Source organism: Fusibacter sp. JL298sf-3 (assembly GCF_053842995.1).
Window position 1 is genome coordinate 1115185 of sequence record NZ_CM132608.1, and the last position, 22667, is coordinate 1137851.

21 protein-coding genes are annotated in these 22667 nt (G+C 47.1%); 1 reads left to right on the plus strand and 20 read right to left on the minus strand.

All coding sequences use genetic code 11. The features are described from left to right. Positions 1 to 2: 2 nt before the first annotated feature. From ortB to ACR6HW_RS05540, 6 genes are all read right to left on the minus strand, one after another. Positions 3 to 1418, minus strand: coding sequence for a 2-amino-4-oxopentanoate thiolase subunit OrtB (gene ortB, locus ACR6HW_RS05515; RefSeq protein WP_455730165.1), 1416 nt, complete (start codon positions 1416 to 1418; stop codon positions 3 to 5). Continuing rightward, on the minus strand, positions 1411 to 1722 hold the full coding sequence (gene ortA, locus ACR6HW_RS05520) for a 2-amino-4-oxopentanoate thiolase subunit OrtA (RefSeq protein WP_455730166.1): 312 nt from the start codon (positions 1720 to 1722) through the stop codon (positions 1411 to 1413). Before ortA ends, ortB begins: the two co-directional genes overlap by 8 nt. A 37-nt stretch (positions 1723 to 1759) precedes the next feature. Then, positions 1760 to 2809: a 2,4-diaminopentanoate dehydrogenase gene (gene ord, locus ACR6HW_RS05525; RefSeq protein ID WP_455730167.1), complete on the minus strand. Its 1050-nt coding sequence runs from the start codon at positions 2807 to 2809 to the stop codon at positions 1760 to 1762. A 289-nt stretch (positions 2810 to 3098) separates the two neighbouring features. Further along, positions 3099 to 4886: a GGDEF domain-containing protein gene (locus ACR6HW_RS05530; protein WP_455730168.1), complete on the minus strand. Its 1788-nt coding sequence runs from the start codon at positions 4884 to 4886 to the stop codon at positions 3099 to 3101. A gap of 128 nt (positions 4887 to 5014) precedes the next feature. Beyond that, complete coding sequence (locus tag ACR6HW_RS05535; RefSeq protein WP_455730169.1) at positions 5015 to 5350, minus strand: hypothetical protein; 336 nt, start codon at positions 5348 to 5350, stop codon at positions 5015 to 5017. A gap of 149 nt (positions 5351 to 5499) precedes the next feature. Beyond that, positions 5500 to 6264 carry an SGNH/GDSL hydrolase family protein gene (locus ACR6HW_RS05540; RefSeq protein WP_455730170.1) on the minus strand — a complete coding sequence of 255 codons (765 nt, stop codon included), beginning with the start codon at positions 6262 to 6264 and terminating at the stop codon, positions 5500 to 5502. 256 nt (positions 6265 to 6520) lie between these two features. On the opposite strand from ACR6HW_RS05540, the gene ACR6HW_RS05545 reads away from it, so the two are divergent. Next, positions 6521 to 6739, plus strand: a complete 219-nt coding sequence (locus tag ACR6HW_RS05545) for a hypothetical protein (protein WP_455730171.1) — start codon at positions 6521 to 6523, stop codon at positions 6737 to 6739. A 94-nt stretch (positions 6740 to 6833) separates the two neighbouring features. Here ACR6HW_RS05545 and ACR6HW_RS05550 read toward each other — a convergent pair whose 3' ends face one another. The 14 genes from ACR6HW_RS05550 to scfA all read right to left on the minus strand — a co-directional run bounded on the left by ACR6HW_RS05550 (position 6834) and on the right by scfA (position 22602). Then, on the minus strand, positions 6834 to 8228 hold the full coding sequence (locus tag ACR6HW_RS05550) for a sigma-54 interaction domain-containing protein (RefSeq protein ID WP_455730172.1): 1395 nt from the start codon (positions 8226 to 8228) through the stop codon (positions 6834 to 6836). A 15-nt stretch (positions 8229 to 8243) separates the two neighbouring features. Continuing rightward, entirely contained in the window at positions 8244 to 8699 is a 456-nt protein-coding gene (locus ACR6HW_RS05555) for a SoxR reducing system RseC family protein (RefSeq protein ID WP_455730173.1), read from the minus strand. Positions 8700 to 8712: 13 nt separating this feature from the next. After that, positions 8713 to 10497, minus strand: a complete 1785-nt coding sequence (gene aspS, locus ACR6HW_RS05560) for an aspartate--tRNA ligase (protein ID WP_455730174.1) — start codon at positions 10495 to 10497, stop codon at positions 8713 to 8715. A 9-nt stretch (positions 10498 to 10506) separates the two neighbouring features. Continuing rightward, positions 10507 to 11928, minus strand: a complete 1422-nt coding sequence (gene hemZ / locus ACR6HW_RS05565; RefSeq protein ID WP_455730175.1) for a coproporphyrinogen dehydrogenase HemZ — start codon at positions 11926 to 11928, stop codon at positions 10507 to 10509. Positions 11929 to 11935: 7 nt separating this feature from the next. After that, positions 11936 to 12562, minus strand: a complete 627-nt coding sequence (locus ACR6HW_RS05570; RefSeq protein ID WP_455730176.1) for an MBL fold metallo-hydrolase — start codon at positions 12560 to 12562, stop codon at positions 11936 to 11938. 11 nt (positions 12563 to 12573) lie between these two features. Next, positions 12574 to 13023 carry a D-aminoacyl-tRNA deacylase gene (dtd, locus tag ACR6HW_RS05575; RefSeq protein ID WP_455730177.1) on the minus strand — a complete coding sequence of 150 codons (450 nt, stop codon included), beginning with the start codon at positions 13021 to 13023 and terminating at the stop codon, positions 12574 to 12576. 12 nt (positions 13024 to 13035) lie between these two features. Next, the gene (locus ACR6HW_RS05580) at positions 13036 to 15210 is read right to left on the minus strand and encodes a RelA/SpoT family protein (protein ID WP_455730178.1); all 2175 of its coding nucleotides are present in this window, start codon (positions 15208 to 15210) and stop codon (positions 13036 to 13038) included. 111 nt (positions 15211 to 15321) lie between these two features. After that, positions 15322 to 15840, minus strand: a complete 519-nt coding sequence (locus ACR6HW_RS05585) for an adenine phosphoribosyltransferase (protein WP_455730179.1) — start codon at positions 15838 to 15840, stop codon at positions 15322 to 15324. A gap of 15 nt (positions 15841 to 15855) precedes the next feature. Further along, on the minus strand, positions 15856 to 18156 hold the full coding sequence (recJ, locus tag ACR6HW_RS05590) for a single-stranded-DNA-specific exonuclease RecJ (RefSeq protein ID WP_455730180.1): 2301 nt from the start codon (positions 18154 to 18156) through the stop codon (positions 15856 to 15858). Positions 18157 to 18278: 122 nt separating this feature from the next. After that, a complete protein-coding gene (gene secF / locus ACR6HW_RS05595; RefSeq protein ID WP_455730181.1) occupies positions 18279 to 19169 on the minus strand; it encodes a protein translocase subunit SecF in 891 nt (296 codons plus the stop codon). A gap of 6 nt (positions 19170 to 19175) precedes the next feature. After that, positions 19176 to 20471: a protein translocase subunit SecD gene (gene secD, locus ACR6HW_RS05600; RefSeq protein WP_455730182.1), complete on the minus strand. Its 1296-nt coding sequence runs from the start codon at positions 20469 to 20471 to the stop codon at positions 19176 to 19178. Positions 20472 to 20484: 13 nt separating this feature from the next. Further along, complete coding sequence (locus ACR6HW_RS05605) at positions 20485 to 20991, minus strand: gamma carbonic anhydrase family protein (protein WP_455730183.1); 507 nt, start codon at positions 20989 to 20991, stop codon at positions 20485 to 20487. Positions 20992 to 21005: 14 nt separating this feature from the next. Further along, positions 21006 to 22364, minus strand: a complete 1359-nt coding sequence (gene scfB, locus ACR6HW_RS05610; RefSeq protein ID WP_455730184.1) for a thioether cross-link-forming SCIFF peptide maturase — start codon at positions 22362 to 22364, stop codon at positions 21006 to 21008. 97 nt (positions 22365 to 22461) lie between these two features. After that, positions 22462 to 22602 carry a six-cysteine ranthipeptide SCIFF gene (gene scfA / locus ACR6HW_RS05615; RefSeq protein WP_455730185.1) on the minus strand — a complete coding sequence of 47 codons (141 nt, stop codon included), beginning with the start codon at positions 22600 to 22602 and terminating at the stop codon, positions 22462 to 22464. Positions 22603 to 22667: the final 65 nt, after the last annotated feature.

Here is a 22667-nt window from a genome sequence, read left to right on the forward strand (position 1 = left end):
CTTTAATAAGCGATGTTTAACGCATCCAGCGCGCCTTTGACAAATGCCTCGTCAGCTTTCGTCTCCGCTACTAAAAACGCAATGTCCGCCTCAGTCACTTTTTCTACATTTTTTGCCTTTACCGCATTTTTGACAACTGACCGCCTTATTTTATCTAAATCTAAATCCACTGCTTTAATATACGCCGGTGTTGTAGGCAACAAGATGTTTTTTCCCGGAATCTGATCGACGGGATCGCCGAATTTCAGTTCTATGCCATTTGCTCTGGCAAAGGACAACTGAGGTTGTATGTGTTTGCCGGCGCCGGTGTACTCGGTCTCCTGTACGAGAATCATCGCATCTTCAGGCATTTCCTTGGCGATGCTGAACGCCGCCGCAAGCGACGTGTTCCCCGCCGGACCTCTTTCAAGGCCCTCAATTTGTGCAAGTGCCTCTGTCATATAGAACACTTCGCCCTGTGTTACGGTAACGTAGCGGTCCATATAGCGCATCGGTCGCGCTGCTGAACGCGGGACATCTGAACGGTCTGGATACGTTGAAAACGGCAATCCGAAACCTGTGTGTCCCGTTGTAAAGGACTTCCTGTTAAAGTCTTTGTCGCTGGCCATATGCAGTCCTGAGAGGTCGACTGAAGCGCCTACAATTTGCGTATCCAGTGCCCCGGCTTTAATTAAACCGCGCGCCGTGCCGGTTAAATTACCGCCACCTGCATTGGTGCACACCACCACATCGGGGTCTTTCCCGAAACTTTCTCGCATTTGTGTGGCAATTTCATACCCCAGTGTCTCGACACCGGCAATGCCAAACGGTGTGTAAAGCGATGCGTTGAAATAACCCGTTTCCTCGAGCAACAGCAAGAATTGGTAAAAGAGTTCGGGGCCGACGGACAACTGAACGACTTCAGCGCCGTAGGCTTCGCATTTCCGCGCCTTTTCTACAATTTCAGGCTGGCCTTTGTAGGTTGAATCGTAGGTTTCCTGTACGATGATACATTTGAGACCTTGAATTGCCGCTTGCGACGCCACCGCTGCACCGTAGTTGCCGCTAGTAGCTGCAATAACCCCCTTGTAACCGAGGCGTTTGGCGTGATAAACGGCGTTTACCGCACGTCTCGCCTTGTAACTGCCCGACGGGTTGGCCGCTTCGTCTTTGATAAAGATGCGTGCACCGTAGCCGGGTCTGGAATACTTCCGCGCCAAAGCTGTCATGTTTTTAAGTTCGAAAATCGGGGTGTTGCCGACGTTGTTGTCCGCTTGTATCTTTTGAATTTCATCGAGGGTATAGCCGGCCTCGCGCATCATTTTGTCGTAATCAAAAGCGATGGAACCGCTCTCAAAATCCGTGTAGTCGATGCCGATGGCCTTTTTCATAATCTCGTTTTTTCGCGCCATAACCGCGCTGTAAGAACGGTTATTCATCGCCTTCACCTCCAAACAGTATTTCTCTGAGGTCGACGCCGATTTGAACGAGTTCCGGAATATACGCCCCAAACGAATGGTCATAACTCGGTTTGATTTCCATCAGCGTACCCTTTTCTTCCCGCTTCATCAGTGTCGTTACCGTCACCTCGTCGCCAATTGCCGCTTCATCTTCGTGAAGAAACCCTTTGACCCACATTTCCAGCGGCACAGCTTTTGTGTCATCCGGTACTTGAGGCGCACGTTCTTCAGGTCTTAATACAACGCGATGAACTTTAACCCAATCGCCTTTTTTTGCTTGCATCTACAGCACCTTCTTTCTCTCAACTCTTCAAAGCTCACTATTTAACGAAACTTCTCATGTCGCCCATAATCGCTCTTGGAACCGGTAAATCTAACATGGTTTTAAGACCTGGGTCCGCGTTAATTACTTGAGGAATCATGTTGACGCACATGGCGATTGTTCCGAGACCGCCTTCGACTTCCGGCTTAATGCTCATGTTGACTTCCGGTGTGCCTTTGATAGTGATGTAATCGCCTGTATAAGTGCCTTCCATTTCAGGCTCGATTTGTTGCGGGTGAATCATATCGATTTTGACTTCGCCATCCACGTAGCCTTGTCCGGTCATGGAAACACCTGCCACATTGCCCGCTGCTGCAAAACCGTGTGGCGATTTTCTGTCCACAGTGGTCACAATCGGCGCCATCTGTTGTTTGATATCACCTACCGGCCAACCAATTGCATCTGCAATCATGCGAATGGATTCAGGGAAGCCGACGTGGCCTGCCAATGTGCCGTCTTCAACGCCCTTGTTAAACGCGTCTACTGTAATGCCGACGCCTTGCTCTTCCATAACGGCGTGACCGAAAGGTGACAAGCTGTTGACGCGTTTCGCTTCAATGTGCTCGACATCGGTCATACAGCCAGTTAACACGACGACGAGTAAGTCCATAATGAGTCCCGGGTTGATGCCTGTTCCCAAAATAGAAACGCCGTTTTCTTTTGCAATTCTATCGAGTTCAGCGGCGAGTTCAGGCTGTTGTGCTTGTGGGTAAGCCATTTCTTCAGCTGTTGAAATGACATTGATTTTCTTTTCAAGAACTGTTTTAAGTCTTGGGAAAGCGTTTTTAGTAAAAGAATCTGTTGCACAGAGACATAAATCACATGATTTTTCCGATAACACGTTTTCGATGTCGTCTTGAATAACCACAGGCGCTCTATCGCCTCTGTCGACGCCGAGTACCTCGTACATGTCTTTGCCCACGCGGTCTTCATGTCTATCGCAAACACCGACGATTTCAACACCTTGCTTCGTCAACAACATCTTCGCCATGCCGCTGCCCATTGCACCGAAGCCCCAAATTGCCACTTTTACAGTTTCTTTTCTCATTTTCTTTCCTCCACTTTTCTGAATTTGCGCTCGTCAAGAAAATTGACGCAATATTTAAACTTTCGCATCAAATTAGTGCAAATCCCATGCCAATTTATTTTGAAACAAGTTTATACATCTATACAGTATAAAAAAAGATACAATATATAGTGTTCCACATAAAAAAACACCTACATATCGTATCTTAAACTTTAATTTTATTTTTTTAAGCGTCTTGTAAACGCCATTGGCATTTCAACAAATCACCGCAAAGCAAAATATTTTGCAGTATCATAGCAAAATATTTTGCTTATCCTGCTAAAGGCGCAAGCTTTTTTGCACCCACTTGATGAATGATATAGTGGCTTCTGCCTTCTCTTTTTGCTTCTTTTTTTAAAAGAGCCAGTGCTTCAGTGAGCTTCTCTGTGGTCTCAAAGGTAGAGAGCTTTCCGTAGACGCCTGCAATTGAAAGCGATGTCAACGGGAACTCTCGGACGACGCCAAACCGGTCTTCGGCCACAATGGTTTGACACGCCAGTTGATCGGCTTTAAATAGGGGCGGTTTATTTGCCTCAAAAGCGTCTAAGATGCTTTGGCAAAGGGGTTCGTAGTCTGCCGGTGCCGACATAACGACCATCACGAAGTCGTCGCCACCTATATGCCCGACAAAACTCGTGTAACTCAAAGAGCCTTTAACTTTTTCCTTCAATAAATCTGCGACAAAGCAAATCATTCGGTCGCCGGCTTCAAAGCCGTTGACATCGTTGTACACTTTAAAATCGTTGAGATCCAAATAACAGACGAGCACCTCGTTTCCGTACTCTACCAAGTCTCGCAGTACCCGATTGATAATAGGGTTCCCCGGAAGACCGGACAAGGGGTTGTGCTCCCGTGCGTTGTTTTTTTCATACATCAGCGTGTACTCGATGATTTTTTTCATCGGCACCATCCCCGCGTAAGCGCCGGACTGCGTGACGATAATATCGTCGTACAGATCCTGATCGTCGCGCTCCATTGCGCGCTTGGCCACCACGGCGATAGGCGTGTAGGCGTCGACAATCAATGCAGAAGTATTCATTAAATTGGCGATGGGCTTTCCTGAAAAAAGGGCGTAGCCATACTGTGCCGACATGGACGCATCGAGTTTGGATTTCATCACCATCCCCACAGGGCGGTTGTTCTCGCATACACAGATACTGTTGGCTTTGGATTGATTGAAGTAACGCTGTATGCTGACGCACTTGGTCATGGGCTCGTACACTTCTCCGTAGCCGCTGGACAACAAGTTCGAAATGTAGTGATACTCTTTAGAAAAACCATTGAGGTTGTGTGCAATTTTATTGTACGCTTTTATTTTATCCTGTACTTCTTCTGCCAGCGGTTCGATGACGTAGCTGGGCTTTTTTAAATAGTACCCTTGTCCGTAGTCGACCCCCAGTACAATAAGCGTCTTCAGTTCTTCTTTTGTCTCTATGCCCTCTGCGATAATTTTAATATTCGTGGTCATGGCCGTGTCGACAAAAGCTTTTAAAAGCGCTTGCTTAAACACGTCCTTATCGATGTTTCGTATCAAGTCCATATCGATTTTAATAAAGTTCGGTCGCACCTCATTGATGGTTTTGAGGCCTGAATAACCGGCACCGACGTCGTCCATGGCGATTAGATACCCTTGCGATTTATAATTTTCAAGCAGACACTGAAAAGCCGGGTAATCGGTAATCGCCGTGCGCTCTGTAATTTCAAAGACAATGGTTCTATTGTCCGCCCCTATGCTCTTAAGATACTCTTTGGTCATGCCGGTCTTATAAGCACTGCTCTTAATGATATTGGGGTCGACGTTTATAAAGACAAAAGCTTCTTCTGGGAGGTTTTTCATGCCCTCTAAAGACTTCTGTCTAAAAATCATTTCAAGCTCCCATAGGCAGTCTTCTTTTACGGCTGTCTCAATCAGTTGCATCGGCGCATAGTACACCGAGCCCTCGGGACCTCTCGAAAGGGCTTCATAACCCATGACAGCGCCATTTTTCAAATCGACAATCGGTTGGTACACCGCGTGTACTCTTTGATGTCTCAAGATATCGTAAAATCCTTCACTCATAGCACCCTCTCTTTCCTAGAGAAGTGTACCATTTACCTATTAAAATACTGTTTACATCACTTTATCTCTGTGTTAAATGTGACTACCTTCACAAAGTTGTCGAATCTTCTCTGTCCCCTCTACAAAGCTCACTTCAATAGGACTTTCTTTGTCATTTTAACTGCTATAAGAACGCTTACAACTAGAATTGCGGCCAATAGAAAGGGCATTATGTAGAAAAACAAATGATTCATCTGCTCCAATATAACACCTCCATCACCAGTAAACCTTACCCCTATCGTTTGCATTTTTATGCCGCCCATTTTCAACTCGATGACTTGATCTTTGTTCAATTCAACCATTTCTTCAAACGAATAAGGAATTTGACTGTCTAAATAATGCCTTATGAAAAGCATGCTTCCAAACAAGAAAATAATAAATAGAACGACATACACAATCGTTGATTTTAACAGACGATTCTCCACAGGTAACCTCCTTCATTCCTTCACTGAGCAGCTGCAAAAAAGCGCTTTTTTGTAGCCGGTACGATTCACCCATAATTATGCAATTAGTTAAATTGTACCACTTACATTTCTTGTTGTCCAGTAGGTTAACTCAAGACGCACCCTATCCATTACGAAGGTTTACGCGCGTCAGCAAAATGGTCGTCAAGCGCTTTTAAACAGGCGCCAAGAACTGAACAATAAAGCTCTGCCCCTGCGCCATTGAGGTGTATGCCGTCTACCGTCAGTACCAACCCCCTCTTACGGCTTAGTGCTGCTGCGCCTTCTTCAGTCCTCGTCTTAAGCGCATCAAAGTAAAATGTATTCAAAAAACGGTCTAAAAATTGGTCCGTTCCCCGTCCTTTCTTCAGCACCTCGTCAAATGCGTGTCCCACATCGGCCACCACACACGGATGTGCTTCGCCCACTTTCTTTATACGCGCGTTAAGTTCAGCTCTTTTGAGGTTGGTATCAACTTTAAGCGCCTCGCTTAAACAGCTTAAAGTCGTCACGACAATTGCCCCCTTGTGCAGGCGTCTAATATCGGTGAGCATCTGAGCGTACTTGCTTTCAAAGACATCGGCTTCTGTCGTCGGTACACTGCCGCGTTTCAAAAGTCGCTCGTATCCGAGCTCATACAACTTGCCGAGATTTTTCATTTTGGGCAAAATGATATCGTTATGCCCCGCTTCCACAACCACGACATCGTAGACATTGTCAGTCAGTTCGACCAGCACCCGCGCCGCTATGCCCTGAAGCGTATCGCCCCCCAGTCCCATATTGCGAAAAATCCATTGGGGAAACTGGGCTTCCAGCTTTTCAACATAGTTGATACCGAGTTCGCCTTCAGTAATGCTGTCGCCGACAATTAACACCTTTTTGATTTCATTTGACATTTTTAGTGACCTCTTTTTCTATTTTTTTTATACAGTTGTTTCTTATACACAGATCTTTTTATCTATCTTAACACACGGGGCTTTCCTTATCACCTTTAAAGTGCTTAACATTTATTGCTTCTACGAACACCCCCTACACTTTTTTCTCTATTATTGTTATAAAATTGATTTAATGATACACTGATGACAACGCATTTTCACACGATTACATAAAAAACCTTTATTTTTTTAAAGAGCGTTTATCTAGGAGGTTACTATGGGAAAATACAGCGGTTTATGGGTTCTACTTACACTTGTTATAGGCATTGTTCTATTTAAAGCCGTGTCCTTTGTGTCCGTCGTATTGCTCGCCAATGTGGGCCACAATTTTGATACCTTGTTGTTAATGGCGTGTACGTCATCGATCCTATCGACGACAATCGTCTGCACGAAAATCATTGTCGATAAACTTAAAGCCCAAAGCAATCAGCAATAACACAGACGGATAGTGGGGATTTTGTAACTTTCGGATCCCCCCCTTCCCAGCCGTTAGGTTAAAAAACGCCAAAAGCTCAATGGGCCTTTGGCGTCTACAGATAGCGTTTAATTTTGTATTGCAGGTTTTGCCGCGACAAGTTGAGATGTTTGGCCGCTTGGCTGATGTTGCCGCCAAAACGCCTCAAAGTCCTTTCGACAATGGCTTTTTCTATGGCTTCTATATGCGCGTTTAAATCGGTGACGTCCACCTCTTCTTCACCGATGTAGCAGGATTTTTTTAAAAGCACCTCTAATACGTGACTCGGCAAATGCTCTTTGCCAATGACGTGTTCGTCGGTAATGAGGTTCATCGCCGATTCAATGAAGTTCTTCAGCTCCCGAATGTTCCCTGCCCAATCGTAGCGCTTAAAGGCGTCCATAATCTCTTCAGAGACCATCCAAACGTCCTTCTGCATCGACCGGTTGTAAATTCGAATAAAATGGTCTACGAGCAACGGGATATCCGACACCCGCTCGTTGAGATTCGGTATGCGAATATTGATGACATTTAAACGGTAGTAAAGATCCTTTCGAAAGAGGTTGTTTTCAATCAACACCTGCGGGTCCTCGTTGGTGGCCGCTATAATGCGCACATCCACAGGGATATCCTTGTTGCCCCCTATGCGCCGTACATAGCTTTCCTGAAGAACGCGAAGTATTTTGGCTTGAAGGCCACCTGGCATGCTGTTGATTTCATCTAGAAAAAGCGTTCCACCATCGGCCTGTTCAAAGAGCCCCGCACGGTCTCTAGCTCCGGTAAAAGAGCCTTTTTCCGTCCCGAACAGCAAACTCTCCAGGAGCGTTTCCGGAATCGCCGCGCAGTTCTGGGCGATAAACGGCTTGTTGCACCGATCGCCTTCATAGTGAATGCTCTGTGCAAAGAGTTCCTTGCCGGTTCCCGTGTCGCCGTAAATGAGGACACTGGAAGACGACTTCGCTGCGCGTTTGGCAATGCGAATGGCTTCAAGGTACTTATCGCTTTTGCCAATGAGTTCATCAAATCGGTACTGGCGAATGCCCTCTGTCTTCGGCACGGGTTTCATCAAGCGCTGTTGCAAGTCCATAATGCGGTCGGTCATATCCGTTACTTGCGTCAGGTCCTTGGAAATCTCCACAGCGCCGATCAGCTTGCCGTCTTTGAGGATGGGCAACGTCGTGTTCAACGTCTGAATCCGCTTCCCCTTGAAGTTCACATAACTCTGTTCCCTATCGTAAATCGCAGTACCTTCTTCAATCACTGTCAGTAAGGTACTGTTTTCCTTCGTCCAGTCGGGAAACAAATCGAGCAGATGACGCCCCAGCACTTGCTTGGCCTCAAGTCCCTCGATTACTTCCATCGCCTTATTGTACAATATGGTCACACCTTCTGCATCTACAATATGGACACCTTCCTGTAAGGTGTCCATAACGGTAGATGCCGCATGACGGATGACTTGATCCAGTGACATGCCGACCTCCTCTACTTAATTTTCAAGCGTTTGCAAGGTGATGAGATCATCGTGATGTTTTTGAACAATGGAGAGAATATGCGCGGTGTACTTATCGCTTTTGAGGATGCGTTTCTCGTTGAGCTTTATCACTAAAAACGCCAGCGCCATAATCCCGAGACCCAGCAGACCGGCATATACCTCTGTGTCGCCTGACTTAAACACCAGTGTGCCGATGCCAAGGCCTAGGAACAAGCCGATGAGGGGAATCACGTACATAATAAACGCCGCACTGAGAATCCCCGCTGTGGGCATGCCCACTTCGACGACGTCACCGATTTCCGCGGACACTTCGTTTTTAGCCGTCAACAGGATATCCTTTTGATCATCTCCCAATTGACAGGCACCACAACTGCCGCAAGCGGTGTGGCGCATGAGTTTTATTTTAGCAACCGCCCCTTTTGATTCGATAATCATACCCATTCTTTCCATAATGAACACCTTTCTATTTTTCGTATGGGGTTAATGACAGGTACAGTTCTTCCAGTTGAGTCGCTTCCGCAGACGACGGTGCACTTGACATCAAACATTTTGCATCTTGAGTCTTAGGGAAGGCAATGACGTCTCTGATATTGTCCGTACCCACCAACAACATGACAATACGGTCTAAACCATAGGCGATCCCACCGTGAGGCGGCGCCCCGTATTTGAATGCGTCGATAAAGAAACCGAACTTTTCTTCTGCTTCTTCTTCTGTGAAGCCCAACGCTTTGAACATTTTTTCCTGAACGGCAGAATCGTGGATACGCACTGAGCCACCGCCGATTTCATAGCCGTTTAACACTATGTCATAAGCTTTGGCACGACAGGCCATCGGCTCGGTTAAGAGCAACTCGATGTCCTCGTCCTTCGGCGCTGTGAACGGGTGGTGTTTCGCGACGCATCTGCCGCCTTCTTCATCGTATTCGAAAAGCGGGAAGTCCGTCACCCAAAGGAAGTTGTACTGACTTGGATCCAACAACTCCAATTGTTTTGCTATTTCAACTCTAAGCGCCCCCAGTGCATCGTACACCACCGAAGGCTTATCTGCCACCATGAGAATCAAATCGTTTTCTTTCGCTTCAGTCACTTCTAAAATTCCTGCCAACTCTGTCTCAGACAAGAATTTGGCAATAGGTGATGTTACGCCTTCTGTTCCTACTTTTACCCAAGCCAAGCCCTTTGCACCATAGTTCTTAGCAAAATCTTCGAGTTTCGAAATATCTTTTCTAGAAAAACGCTCTGCGTAACCGCTGATATTGATGGCGCGCACGTCCCCACCGCTTTCAATAGCAGAGGCAAAGACTTTAAACTCAGAGTTTTTCAAGACGTCGTTGAGCGCCTTGAGTTCGAATCCGAAACGGGTGTCCGGCTTATCGGAACCGAAACGCGTCATCGCTTCGGCGTAGGTCATCCGCTGAATCGGCAGGGCCACTTCTACACCTGCCACTTGTTTAAACACATTGGCGAGCATGTTTTCATTAATGGTCATTACATCGTCTGCGTCGACAAATGACATCTCGACGTCGATTTGAGTAAACTCAGGCTGTCTGTCCGCTCTGAGGTCTTCGTCTCTAAAACATTTGGTAATCTGATAATAACGGTCCATTCCAGACACCATTAACAGCTGTTTAAAAAGCTGAGGCGATTGCGGTAAGGCATAAAACTTGTTTGGGTTCACACGACTCGGCACGAGGTAATCTCTCGCCCCTTCAGGCGTCGGCTTCGTCAGCATCGGCGTTTCCACTTCTACAAAACCGTTGTCATCGTAAAAGCGTCTCGCCAAAGAAGCCACCTGATGCCTAACCATAAGATTGCGCTGCATTTTAGGCTTTCTAAGATCGAGATAACGGTATTTAAGGCGCAATCTCTCGCCGGCTTCGTCGTTGTCGTCGATGTGAATCGGCGGCACATCTGCTTCACAGAGAATTTTCAGCGTATCTGCAAAAATCTCGATTTGTCCCGTCGGAATGTTGGGATTTACGGACTCGCGCAACTTCACTTCTCCAGTGAGGGCAATCACGAACTCGCCTCTGATTTTGCCCGCTTTTTGAAAAGCTTCTTCAGAAATGTTTTGATCAAAAATAACTTGACAGTATCCCGAACGGTCTCTCAAGTCGACGAAAATCAAGCTGCCTAAATTACGGCGCTTTTGAACCCAGCCCATTAACGTCACTTTCTGTCCGATGTGTTCGCTTCTAAGCGTGCCACAGTAGTGCGACCGCTTTAAACCGTTTAATGCTTCACCCATATTTGCCTCCTAATAGCCTCTAATTTTATCTTTTCTTTTCAATATTTCATCAAACCTCTCGAGGTACGCCTCTACCCCTTTGAAATTTGCCACGCGCTCGTGGCGGTTTTCCTTGGGATAACATATCTTCGAAACAGCACCGGCGCCCAGTGCGAGGATTGTATGTTTTTCTTCCATAATGCGCATATTGTACAGCGAAGCATGGCCCTTTTTGGCATAGCCCACATTTTCCATATGGCTGCGCATCTTCTTTTGTCGATACATGTAGTAAGGCGTAATGCCCACAGCTTTTAAAGCCGCATCGCCAAGTTTTAACATGGCCTCTATGCGCCTGTCTTCCTCAAAAACCGCTTTCTCGCGTTCCAAGCTAAGTGTTGACGCCCGCTTCAGAGAGAGGGTGTGTACCGTGACGTTTTCAGGCGACCACTTGAGCACTTCGTCCATTGTGTAGGCGAACGCTTCAGGGCCTTCGTCCTCCAATCCGACGATTAGGTCCATGTTCACACAGTCAAAACCGATTTCCCGCACCCATGTCATTACAGTGTCCACATCGGCCTTATTGTGTCTGCGGCCAATGGCCTTAAGGGTGGCATCGTGCATCGTCTGAGGGTTTACACAGATGCGCTGTACACCATAGCGCTTCATCAGCACAAGTTTTTCTCGCGTAATGGAGTCCGGTCTCCCGGCCTCTACCGTAAATTCTTTAACCGCCTTAAAATCTAAAGCAGTGGTCAAATGCTTTAATAGCCGTTCCAGTTGAAGTGCATCTAGAGCCGTAGGCGTGCCCCCGCCAATGTATACACAATCGATCCACTTGCCACTGGCCGCCACCACTTCAACCGCATAAGTAATTTCTGCCATAAGCTTGTCGAGATACGGGTCGACGAGACGCCCTTTTTGTGCCAGTGGGTTCGAGGGAAACGAACAGTACACACAGCGCGTCGGACAGAAGGGAATGCTGATGTACAGCGATACCTGTCGCTCGTCTATTGGATACAGATGCGGTCGTTCTCTAGAAGCCACCGCCATCATCAAGTCGATCTTCTCCGGTTCGATTAAATAGACCTCAGTGAGCAAACGCCGTACCGCCTCCGCGTCCATACCGCGGTCAAAAGCCTCGTGAACAATTTTAACAGGGCGTATCCCCGTCAAAGTGCCCCAAGGGCTCGACGCCTCGGCAATTTCTGAAAGCGCTCTGTACACCGCACGCTTAATATAACGCTTTTCAGGCACTTCAATCGTTTCGGCGTAGAGCCGCTCATCGGCGTCCAGTGTTACAACAGCGGTCTCAGGGCATACTGTTACAATTAGTGTATGCGCAGCTTCACCGGTATTAAACACCCATTCTTCATCACGAAAAAACAGCCCAATCACAAGGCTAAGCTCGTACTCTAGTTTTGGACTGTTTGTAACCGCCTTTAATTGTTTCATGTGTCACCTATCCCTGAATAAAAGGGTTTTTTCTGCGCTCAAAGCCCACAGTCGTCGAAGAACCGTGTCCTGAATAGACCGTAAAATCGTCTTCGAGCGGCATGAGTTCTCTAATAATTGATGCAATTAATGTCTTGTGGTTCCCGCCGCTTAAATCCGAACGCCCAACAGAACCATAAAACAACGTGTCTCCGCTGAATACAATGCGCTCGTTTTTCTCAATAAGACAAATCCCACCGCGTGTATGGCCCGGTGTGTGACGCACTTCAAATCGATGCGTGCCAACTTCTATGGTATCGAGATGCCCAATAGTTGCATCTGGTGTAAACGCCACCTTTTGACGCATTGTCGCCGTTAAATTCACTATGGGATCGCCCAGCATCTCCGCGTCGTCATGATGGATGACAACAGGTGCGCCGGTCTTCGCCTTCACCGCTTCTGCACCGCCGATATGATCGCCGTGGCCGTGGGTCAACACGATTTTTTTAACTTGAACATTTAGCGCCTCCAGGCGCTCACAAATGCGTTCGCCCTCTGAACCGGGGTCGATGACAATAGCTTCTCTGGTGTTCTCATCTGCTACAATATAACAATTTGCCGCATAAGACCCCACCACTATTCTTTCGAGTATCATGGTCTGTCTCCTTAAAAGTTTTTATTTGAATCCAATAAAATGGTCACTGGTCCGTCGTTTTCAATGTGTACCGTCATATCGGCCTGAAACTGGCCTGTGGCCACATCGATGCCGTGACCACACATTGCCTCGGCAAAAGCCTCGTAAAGCGCCTTCGCCTTATCCGGTTTTGCCGCGTTCATAAAATTGGGGCGTCGCCCCTTCCGACAATCGCCCATCAGCGTGAACTGTGAGACGACGAGCACTTCACCGCCGATGTCTTTCAGCGATAAGTTCATTTTTTCTTCTTCGTCCTCAAAAACGCGTAGAAACGCAATTTTCTCAGCCAAATAGGCCACGTCTTTTTCGGTATCTTCTGTTTCTATACCGAGCAGCACGTTAAACCCCTTTCCGATTTTGCCGACCACTGTACCGTCTACGTGTACTGAGGACTGTGCCACTCTCTGTACCACTGCTCTCATAACTGTCCCTTCTTACGCGTTTACACGCTTAACTTCAATCACTTCTTCCATAGCTTTGAGCTTTCTCATCAACTTATGGAGTTCTTCAATGTCTGAAATCTCAATAGAGAGATTGACGATGGCAATGCCCTTTTTATCAATTTTGGCGTTAATACCGGTCATCATCATGCTCTGTTCGTGCATCAACATGGTAATGTCCGTCAAGAGGCCTTTTCGATCAGATGAAATAATTTGGACATGCGTCAAATACGATGCCTCTGTGTCCGTCGCCCACGCCACCTCTATAAAACGGTTGCGGGCGTCTTCGGATTTTTCAAAATTCTCACAGTCGCTGCGGTGAATCGTGACGCCGCGACCACGGGTAATGTACCCGATGATGTCATCGCCTGGCACAGGTGAACAGCACTTTGCAAACCGCACGAGAATGTCGTCCATTCCCTTTACTGTGACACCGGCTTCGTTGCGCTTCGGAGAAGGTTTTTTCACCACTTCCTCCGGTCTAAACACCTCAGCCGCCTCTTTCATCTGTTCTTCCTTGCGCTCTTTGTTGTACTTTTCGCGTATCTTAGGAATTACTTGGCTGGTGAGAATGCCCCCGTAACCGACGGCATTGTAAAGGTCTTCCACATTTTTAAGACTCAATCGCTTGAGTATCGGGTCGAGAAAATCGTCATTGAGCACCGCTTTCGTCGGTATGTTCTGCTTGCGCACCTCACTGACGAGCATTTCCTGCCCTTTCTCCACGTTTTCATCGCGACGCTCTTTCTTAAACCACTGTTTAATACGTTGCTTGGCCTGCGTACTCTTGACGAACTTCAGCCAGTCCCTCGACGGTCCCATAGAGCCTTTTGACGTCAGTATTTCCACGCGCTGACCATTTTGTAGCTGGTAGTTAAGCGGGACGATTCGGCCATTGACTTTTGCTCCGACACATTTGTTGCCCACCTCGGTGTGAATACGGTAGGCGAAATCTACAGGCGTCGCGCCAATCGGCAAGTCCAAAACGGCACCGTCCGGCGTGAAAACGAACACCTCTGAGTTAAAGAGGTCGAGTCTCAAAGATTTCATAAACTCGCTGGGGTCCTTTAAGTCGCTTTGGAACGCCATCATCTGTCTAAAGCTGTTGAGTTTCTCTTCCATTTCTTGATGGGTATTTTTCGTCCCCTCTTTGTACTTCCAGTGCGCCGCGATACCGTACTCGGCAATCTCGTGCATTTCACGGGTACGAATTTGTATTTCAAACGGTTCGCCGTTGCCCATCAGCGTCGTGTGAAGCGACTGGTAGAGATTGGGCTTCGGCATGGCAATATAATCCTTAAAACGGCCCGGAATCGGCTTCCACAGCGTGTGTACAGCCCCTAGAGCGCTGTAGCAGTCCTTGATGTCTTCACAAATAATGCGAATAGCCGTCAAATCGTAAATCTCATCAAATTCTTTGTGCTGGTACTTCATCTTTTTGTAGATGCTGTAAAAATTCTTCGGTCGACCGTAAATTTCGAATTCGAGGTGTAGCGCATTTAAAGCTTCTGCAATTTGTCTGATGTAGTCGTTGATAATGGACTCGCGTTCCGTTCGCTTTAAATTGACTTTCTGAACGAGGTCGCGATACCCTTCTGGGTCGTAATATTTTAAGCTGAGGTCCTCAAGTTCCCATTTAATGGTGAAAATCCCGAGTCGATGGGCGATGGCCGCGTAGATCTCGATGGTCTCCTCTGCCTTTTCCTTTTGTTTTTCAAGGGTCATGGCACCAAGCGTTCGGATGTTGTGCAGCCTATCCGCCAGCTTGATTAATATGACGCGTATATCGCTGGCCATGGCGAGAAACATCTTTCTCAGGTTCTCCACCTGGCGCTCTTGCTTGGTCTCGTAATTAATGACTTCGAGTTTGGTCACACCATCTACCAATGCGGCAATTTCTTCTCCAAACTTGGCCACTACGTCTTCAAGTGTGACTTCCGTATCTTCCACTGTATCGTGCAATAAAGCGGCAACTATGGTTTTTTCATCCATTTCAAGTTGCGCGAGAATAAGCGAGACGTTTGCCGGGTGGTCGAAGAAAGGCGAACCATCTTTTCGAAGTTGTCCTTCATGCGCTTTTTGTCCAAACAAAAACGCGTCTTCGATAAGAGCCATATCTACATACGGTGCGTATTCTCTTAGTTGACTTAAGTACTCATTTAAATTCATAGCTACACCACAACTGCTTTCTAAATATTGTAAATAGTCCGTCTAGCATACACCAAACGGACTTTCGTTATATTTATTTTACAAAGAATTTCAACAGTTTACAACCATTTTTTACGCATCGTAAGATAAAACGCTGTAAACATCGTAGCCTTCCAGCACTTTTCGTCCGTCGAGGAAGTTCAGTTCCACGAGAAAAGCGAGACCGGCAACTACGCCTCCAAGCTTCTCCACGAGTTCACAAACGGCTTTTGCCGTTCCACCCGTAGCGAGTAAGTCGTCGACAATTAGAACGCGTTGCCCCGGTTTAATGGCGTCTTTGTGCACTTCTAAACTGTCGCTACCGTACTCCAGCTCGTAGTCGTGTCGTACAGTTTCGTATGGCAGTTTACCGGGTTTTCTAATGGGCACAAACCCTTTCTCAGTCGTTACAGCCATTGGGGCCCCCATAAGGAATCCTCTAGCTTCAGGGCCTACAATTAAATCGTAGGAGACGTCCTTCACAGTATCGATACAAGCGTCTATCGCCGCTTTGTACGCCTTGCCGTCTTCCAGCAACGTCGTGATATCCTTAAAGCTTATGCCCGCTTTAGGGAAGTCTTCTACAACTCTGATTTTTGATTTTAAATCCATGTACGTCCTCCAAGATTAGGCTCTCGCCGTAAATTTCTGATACAACTCCAGCTTTTCAAGCTGCATTTTTTCTTTAGGTTTATGATGTGCCGTAATCGTCAAGTAATGATTATGCACCGTGTATTCTATAAGCGACATGTCGCTTAACAAGGCCAAACCACATAGTATTTTGGCAATGTTGAAATTCAATTTGTCCTGAGCGTCAAAGAGCGAGGTCTTCTTGAGCTTCATCGCCCACTTGTACAAGTAGACCATATCGCCACGCGTCGGGTAATACGCACCGAGGCTATTGTCGCAAACGTCGTTCTCGAGTACGTAATAAGGCGTATTGAGAACCACATCCCCAGCGGGCATATACAGAATATTGAGCCCCTCTTCTAGAAAGTCACAAGTGGAGAGCTTCCCGAAGTGCAAGCTGTAGGCCAGCGACTGCGACATTAGCAACTCGTCTTTTACTGTGTTAAATGCCTCTAAACTGTAAATGAGAAGAACCCCTGTCTCCAAGTTGCTCACATCGTCGATGACTTGCGCCGCCTCTCCTTTAAAGAGTGCCGTCCCCGAAACGAGGTGGTTGTACGGGGTCTCATAGACTTTAAACGCCAATTGCTCCTTAAGCGGCATGTTCTTCTTCACAAAGTCTTTTACGAGGAACTGAATGGTCTCAACACCTCTAAAGTGGTTCTTTTCCAGTGTTAAAAGCAAATTGAGCGCTTCATTTTTTTTGAAAAATTTGATGTTGTCCGATTGATTAAACGCCAGCGCATCGTAAATGCGCACGCCGTCGTTAACCATGAGCTTCAAATGGTTCTGCGCTTTTCCAATCAACTTGTAATCGTCTATCTTCAGATGGTTGAACACAAACTGCGGCTTGGGATTGCCCATGCCGAACGGCTTGAGCTGTTCAATGGCGTCCACCAACTCGTGGGTGACCATCTGCGGCATAAGCACGGCGCTAATGGTCTGCTCTTTGACGAGTTGTCGCCAAGGAATTTCCGTGGCGCCATAAGCCATCAGGCCTTCTTTTAGCGCTGGGATATGCTGTGCCGAGAGGCTGAGTCCAGCCGCTTGCTCGTGTCCGCCAAATTTATCAAAAAGGTCTTTAAAACGGCTGAGCACCGCAAAGATGCTGATACCGTCCACACTTCTAGCCGACCCTTTTGCAACACCGCCTTCCAAATTGAGAACCACCACCGGTCGATCGTATTTATCCGTGAGCTTAGACGCCACTATGCCGATAATCCCCGTGTGCCACTCTGTGCCCACGACGAGTAAAATCTTCTCTTTGGCGAGGTCGATAGACGTCTCAATATAGAGTTCTGCTTCCTCCATAATCTGACGCTCCTGCATCTGCCTCTTGGTGTTCAGGTCGCTGAGACCCTTGGCAATCTGAAGTGCGCTAAAATAGTCTTTCTCCAGCAACATTTCCACAGCGATGCTCGGGTTGCCTATGCGACCTGAGGCGTTGATTCTCGGCGCAATAATAAAACCGATGTGTCCGGCATTAATCTCTTTTCCCTGAAGTTGCGCCTCTTCAATGAGCGCCTGAACGCCTGGATTTTGTGTGTGGGTCATCTGCTCGAGACCGAGCTTCGTAAAGACGCGATTTTCATCGACGAGTGGAACAATGTCCGCAACAGTCCCCAAAGCGACGATGTCGATTACCGATAGGTAGAAAGCGTCAAACCCATCGCCGAGAAGCGCCTGTGTCAATTTAAAGGCGACACCGCATCCCGCCAACATTTTAAACGGGTAGCCTTCGCGCTTAGGGTTGATAACCGCTACCGCCTCCGGCAGCGTCTCTTGACACTCGTGGTGGTCGGTAATAATGAGTTCGATGCCGATGGATTTGGCATATGCCGCTTGCTCGACAGCTGTAATGCCGCAGTCGACTGTAATAATCACTTCGCCGCCGCGTTCTTTAATCGTGTCAATGCCCGCCGTGTTAAGACCATAGCCTTCTTCTTGGCGGCTTGGAATGTAATAGTCGGCACGGTACCCGACAAACTCGAAATAGCGGCTTAAAACCGCGATACTCGTAATCCCGTCGACATCGTAGTCGCCGTATATCCAAATTTTTTGACCACGTGCCATCGCTTCCTGAATACGCGCCACTGCTTTTGACATGTCGGCCATTAAAAAAGGATCGTGTAACTGCGTCATCGAAGGCTTTAAAAACTGTTCCGCTTCTTCATAAGTTGCTATACCGCGGTCCAAAAGAAGCTTTGTCACCAGCGGCTCTGTTTTAAATATGCGATTGTACTTTTCTACTTCGGCACTGTGAGGATCGTAGTGCCAAATGGCGTGTTGAAATATCATTGCGTCACCACTAACTGTTTATTCTATGCATGCATTTGCGCCTCTATATGTGCATGGCACACGAGAGGTATGTATGGGGCGAAAATGCGCAATAGCATCTGCTACTGCGCATCTCACCTCTATTACTTGTTGCCGTAAGACCCTTTGAGCTTGATTTTATTTCGAAGCAATGCCCAAAACGGATTGGCAATGAAAATTGATGAATACGTTCCGACCATGACCCCGAGTAAGAGCGGCAATGCAAACATCTTGATGCTGTTTACGCCGAGGAAGTAAAGGGAACCGATGACGAGTGCCGTCGTCAAAGAGGTGTTGAGGGTACGCGTTAAACTCTGTGTAATCGATAGGTTGGCCACATCGAAATGGCTAAGACCTTTTTGTCTCACGACGTTTTCACGCACTCTGTCAAACACGACAATGGTATCGTTAATCGAGTAACCGACAATTGTCAGAATCGCCGCAATAAAGGATTGATCCACTGTGATTTGGAAAATAGCGTAAAGCGAAAGTAAAATCAAAATATCGTGTACCAAAGCCAAAATCGCTGCTATACCGAAGATGGCTTCAAATCGTATAATGATGTAAATCAACATCGCCACTGCTGCAATGGTAATCGAGAACAACGCGCGGTTGCGAATCTCGTCCCCAACATTTGGTGAAAACTGATACGTCTCGCCAAACACAGGATTTTCTCCACTGAATTGCGCTTCAATAGCATCGACGATTTCGTTGCGCGTTTCGCTGTTTACAGACGCCGCCGTCTTGATGATAACGCTTTTTTGAGCTTCCCCTGAGTGAATAATCTGCGCGTTGAGCTCAAACGGCTGGAGCACGTCTTGAAGGGCATTCACTTCTACCTTGTGGTCGAAATCGATTTGAATCGTCGTACCACCGGTAAAGTCGATGCCGAGGTTAAAGCCTTTCGTCACCATGAAAAACAGACCTAACAGAATAACAAGTGCTGAAATGGTGAACCAGATTTTATATTTGTCCGTTATTTTATACATTTTCATCTGCCATTACCCCCTTGATCCATATAGCTTTTTACGGTCTGAGAAACCAAGCGATAGTTTGAGAAGTGTTTTGGTGGCGACGACAGCAGTAAACATACTCGCTGCAATACCTACCATCAACGTAACGGCAAACCCTTTAATTGGCCCTTCGCCAAAGTAAAAGAGAATAACTGCAGCAATTAACGTCGTCACATTGGAGTCGATAATTGTGCGCATTGCTCTATGGAAGCCACTGTCAATAGAAGCTCTAAGGGATTTTCCAACAGCTATTTCCTCTTTAAGACGCTCGAAAATAATAACGTTGGCGTCTACCGCCATCCCTAGCGAAAGTACAATACCGGCAACGCCCGGTAGCGTCAGTGTCGCATTTAACGCAATTAGCGCGTACACCATAATCAACGCGTATAGCGTCAATGCAATGGTGGCAATGACACCTGGAATTCTATAGAAAATAATCATAAACACAACCACGAGTGAAAGACCGATTAATGCCGCTCTAATCGCAGAGTAAAGTGAGTTAAGACCTAGTGTCGGTCCGATAACAGAAGACTTCACTTCGACGAGTTCTACCGGAAGTGCACCCCCTCTAATGAGTTGAGAGGTTTGAAGCGCCTCTTCAAACGTAAAGCGACCGGTTATAACCGCTTTTCCGTCTGGGATAACAATACTTGTCGTCGGCGCCGAAACCACTTCGCCGTCTAAAATAATGGCGATTTGTCCTGTGCCGCCTTCAAAGCTTGTGGCTTTTTTTGTTGCTTCTGAAAACTTGTCTGTACCCTCTGCATCAAAACGCAATGCAATTGCAGGCAGACCGTTCTCATCTTGTGTCACAAAGGCGTCTTTGACGTTTTGACCGTAGAGCACGTGTTCGTACTCAAAATCAGAAGTCTTCATTCCAGCGGTGGCAAACGCCCCTTGTTTAACAAGACCAAACTCTAGGAGTGCCGTCTGACCGATGGCCGCTGCCGCTTGCTCGGCGTTTTCGACGCCAGGCAGTTCAATGCTGATTCGATTTTCACCCTGAATCGTCACCACCGGCTCTGTAAGACCCATTTCGTCTACACGCTTGCCGATAACGCTCTTTGTCTGTTCCATAGTTTTCTTAAGATCATCACCAGTCTCATCTGTCTGCGCTTCGTAAACCACAGCCACGCCGCCTTTTACATCGAGACCGAGTTTCATTTGATCTTTAACTGGGCTGATTGAAAAGTTGCCAACTGTCAATCCATTGATTGCAATAAATGCAGCACCTGCTATAACTGCAACAATTAGGAAAAACAACAGGGTATTTTTTCCGTTCATGATTTGATGCCTCCTATTTTGATTTGTATTGCATCGACAATTGTACGTAATTGTCTGCTGACGCTTTAAGATGCAAGCGTTCAGCTTCGGTGAGTTCTCTGACGACTTTGGCCGGAGACCCCAAAGCGAGCACGCCTTTTGGTATCCGCTTGCCCGGCGGTACAAGTGCACCTGCCCCGATGATGACGTCTTCTTCAATGACAGCGCCATCTAGAACAATAGCCCCCATGCCCACCAGTACGCGATCAGAAATCGTGCAGCCGTGGACGATGGCACCGTGTCCTATGGTCACATCTGCCCCTATGGTCAGCGGAAAGCCCTTGCTCGTGTGGAGCACCACCTGATCTTGTACATTGGTGCGCTTTCCGATGCGTATAGGTTCGACATCACCCCTAACTACTGTATTATACCAAATGTTTGAAGCTTCTTCTAGGAAAACTTGCCCAATCAACACGGCGGTCTCAGCGACAAATCCCGCCGATGCCGTGTCCGGCACATATGTTTTAAAAGGTCTAACCATACAGCGCCTCCGTTCTATTCTTCCGTCAGTGTCCGTTTCGCATAAAGGTAAATAGAGTTTTCAATGCGTTTCTTCTCGAGTTCACATCCGAGATCGTAAGGTTTGTAGATGCTTTCGTTAAAGTTATACGCGTTGGCATGACACCCGCCGCTACAATAAAACTTCGCCCAACAATCGCGACATTTTTCTTTGTTGTAGACATGGGCGTTTTTAAACTCCGTCGTCAAGCCGAAATCTAAGATGCCCGCCATAACGTTGCCCATTTTAAAATGCGCGTCTCCGACAAACTGGTGACACGGATACACGTCGCCTTCCGGTGTAATGGCCAGGTACTCTGAACCGGCACCACAGCCTGTGAGCCTCTTGACCACACACGGTCCCTGACCGAGGTCGAGGGCAAAGTGGAAAAAGTCAAACGCGTCCTCTGTGTTGTAACGCTTTAGCATCTCTTCAGCCAGTTCATCGTATTGTGCGTTTAACACGTCAATATCTTCTTCTGTCAAGGCATAAGGATCGCTCGGCTTCGCCACGACGGGCTCGACTGAAGTGCTCTTAAAGCCTAAGTCCGCCATATGGATAACGTCTTTTGCAAAGTCGAGGTTGTTTTTTGTAAAGGTGCCGCGAACATAGTAAGACTTGCCGTTTCTACCTTCGATGAGTTTCTTAAACTTCGGCACGATAATGTCGTATGTGCCGCCCCCCTGAATGGTATAGCGCATCTTGTCGTTAACAGCCTTTCGACCGTCGATGCTCAACACGACGTTGTCCATGTTTTCGTTGATGTACGCCATGTTTTCATCGTTTAAAAGCACGCCGTTGGTCGTTAGAGTAAAGCGAAAGTTCTTACCGAAAGGACCTTCTAAACTTCTGCCGTAGTCCACCAGTTGCTTAACCACTTCGAAGTTCATCAGCGGTTCGCCGCCAAAGAAGTCAACTTCCAGGTTCTTGCGGTTGCCCGAACTTCTAACGAGTAAGTCCAGAGCGTTTTTACCGACCTCATAAGACATCAATGAACGCTCGCCTTTAAAGTCGCCCTGCGACGCAAAACAATACGCACAACGGATATTGCAGTCGTGCGCAATGTGAAGACACATGGCTTTTATAACAGGGCTTCTGTTTTGAAATTCAATAGAATGAACGTATTGATCACTTGCGAAGAGCATCTCGCCTTCTATAAGCTGATCGACGTCTTCTATGGCTTCTCTCACACGCTGCTCAGTGTATTTGTCTTTTAACGCGGCAATCGCCTTTACCGCGGATTCAGCAGGGTAAATCGCCAATAAGTCAAATACCAACTCGTCGATGACATGTACGGCGCCACTGTTGACATCTAAAGCAAAATACATGTCGCCCTGTTTAAACTTGTGTATCATTATTTCCTCCTCATGCATTCACAGAAAAAACCGTGAAAATGAAACCGATGACTTCGGTTTATAAGAAAAGCAGCGTTACGCTGCTCGTCCAGTGACACTATTTATTTTCGCACGCTTGGTTGCCGACTGTACAAGATGTTTTACAAGCCGATTGACAAGACGTCTGGCATTCGCCACAACCGCCGTGCGCCGCTGAATGCTTAAGTGAACCCTTATTTAATGTTTTGATATGTTTCATTAGAACCTCCCTATAATTGTGTTGTCCCCCGCCGTTTTAGACCCAAGGCTAAGCACTTGTCGAGG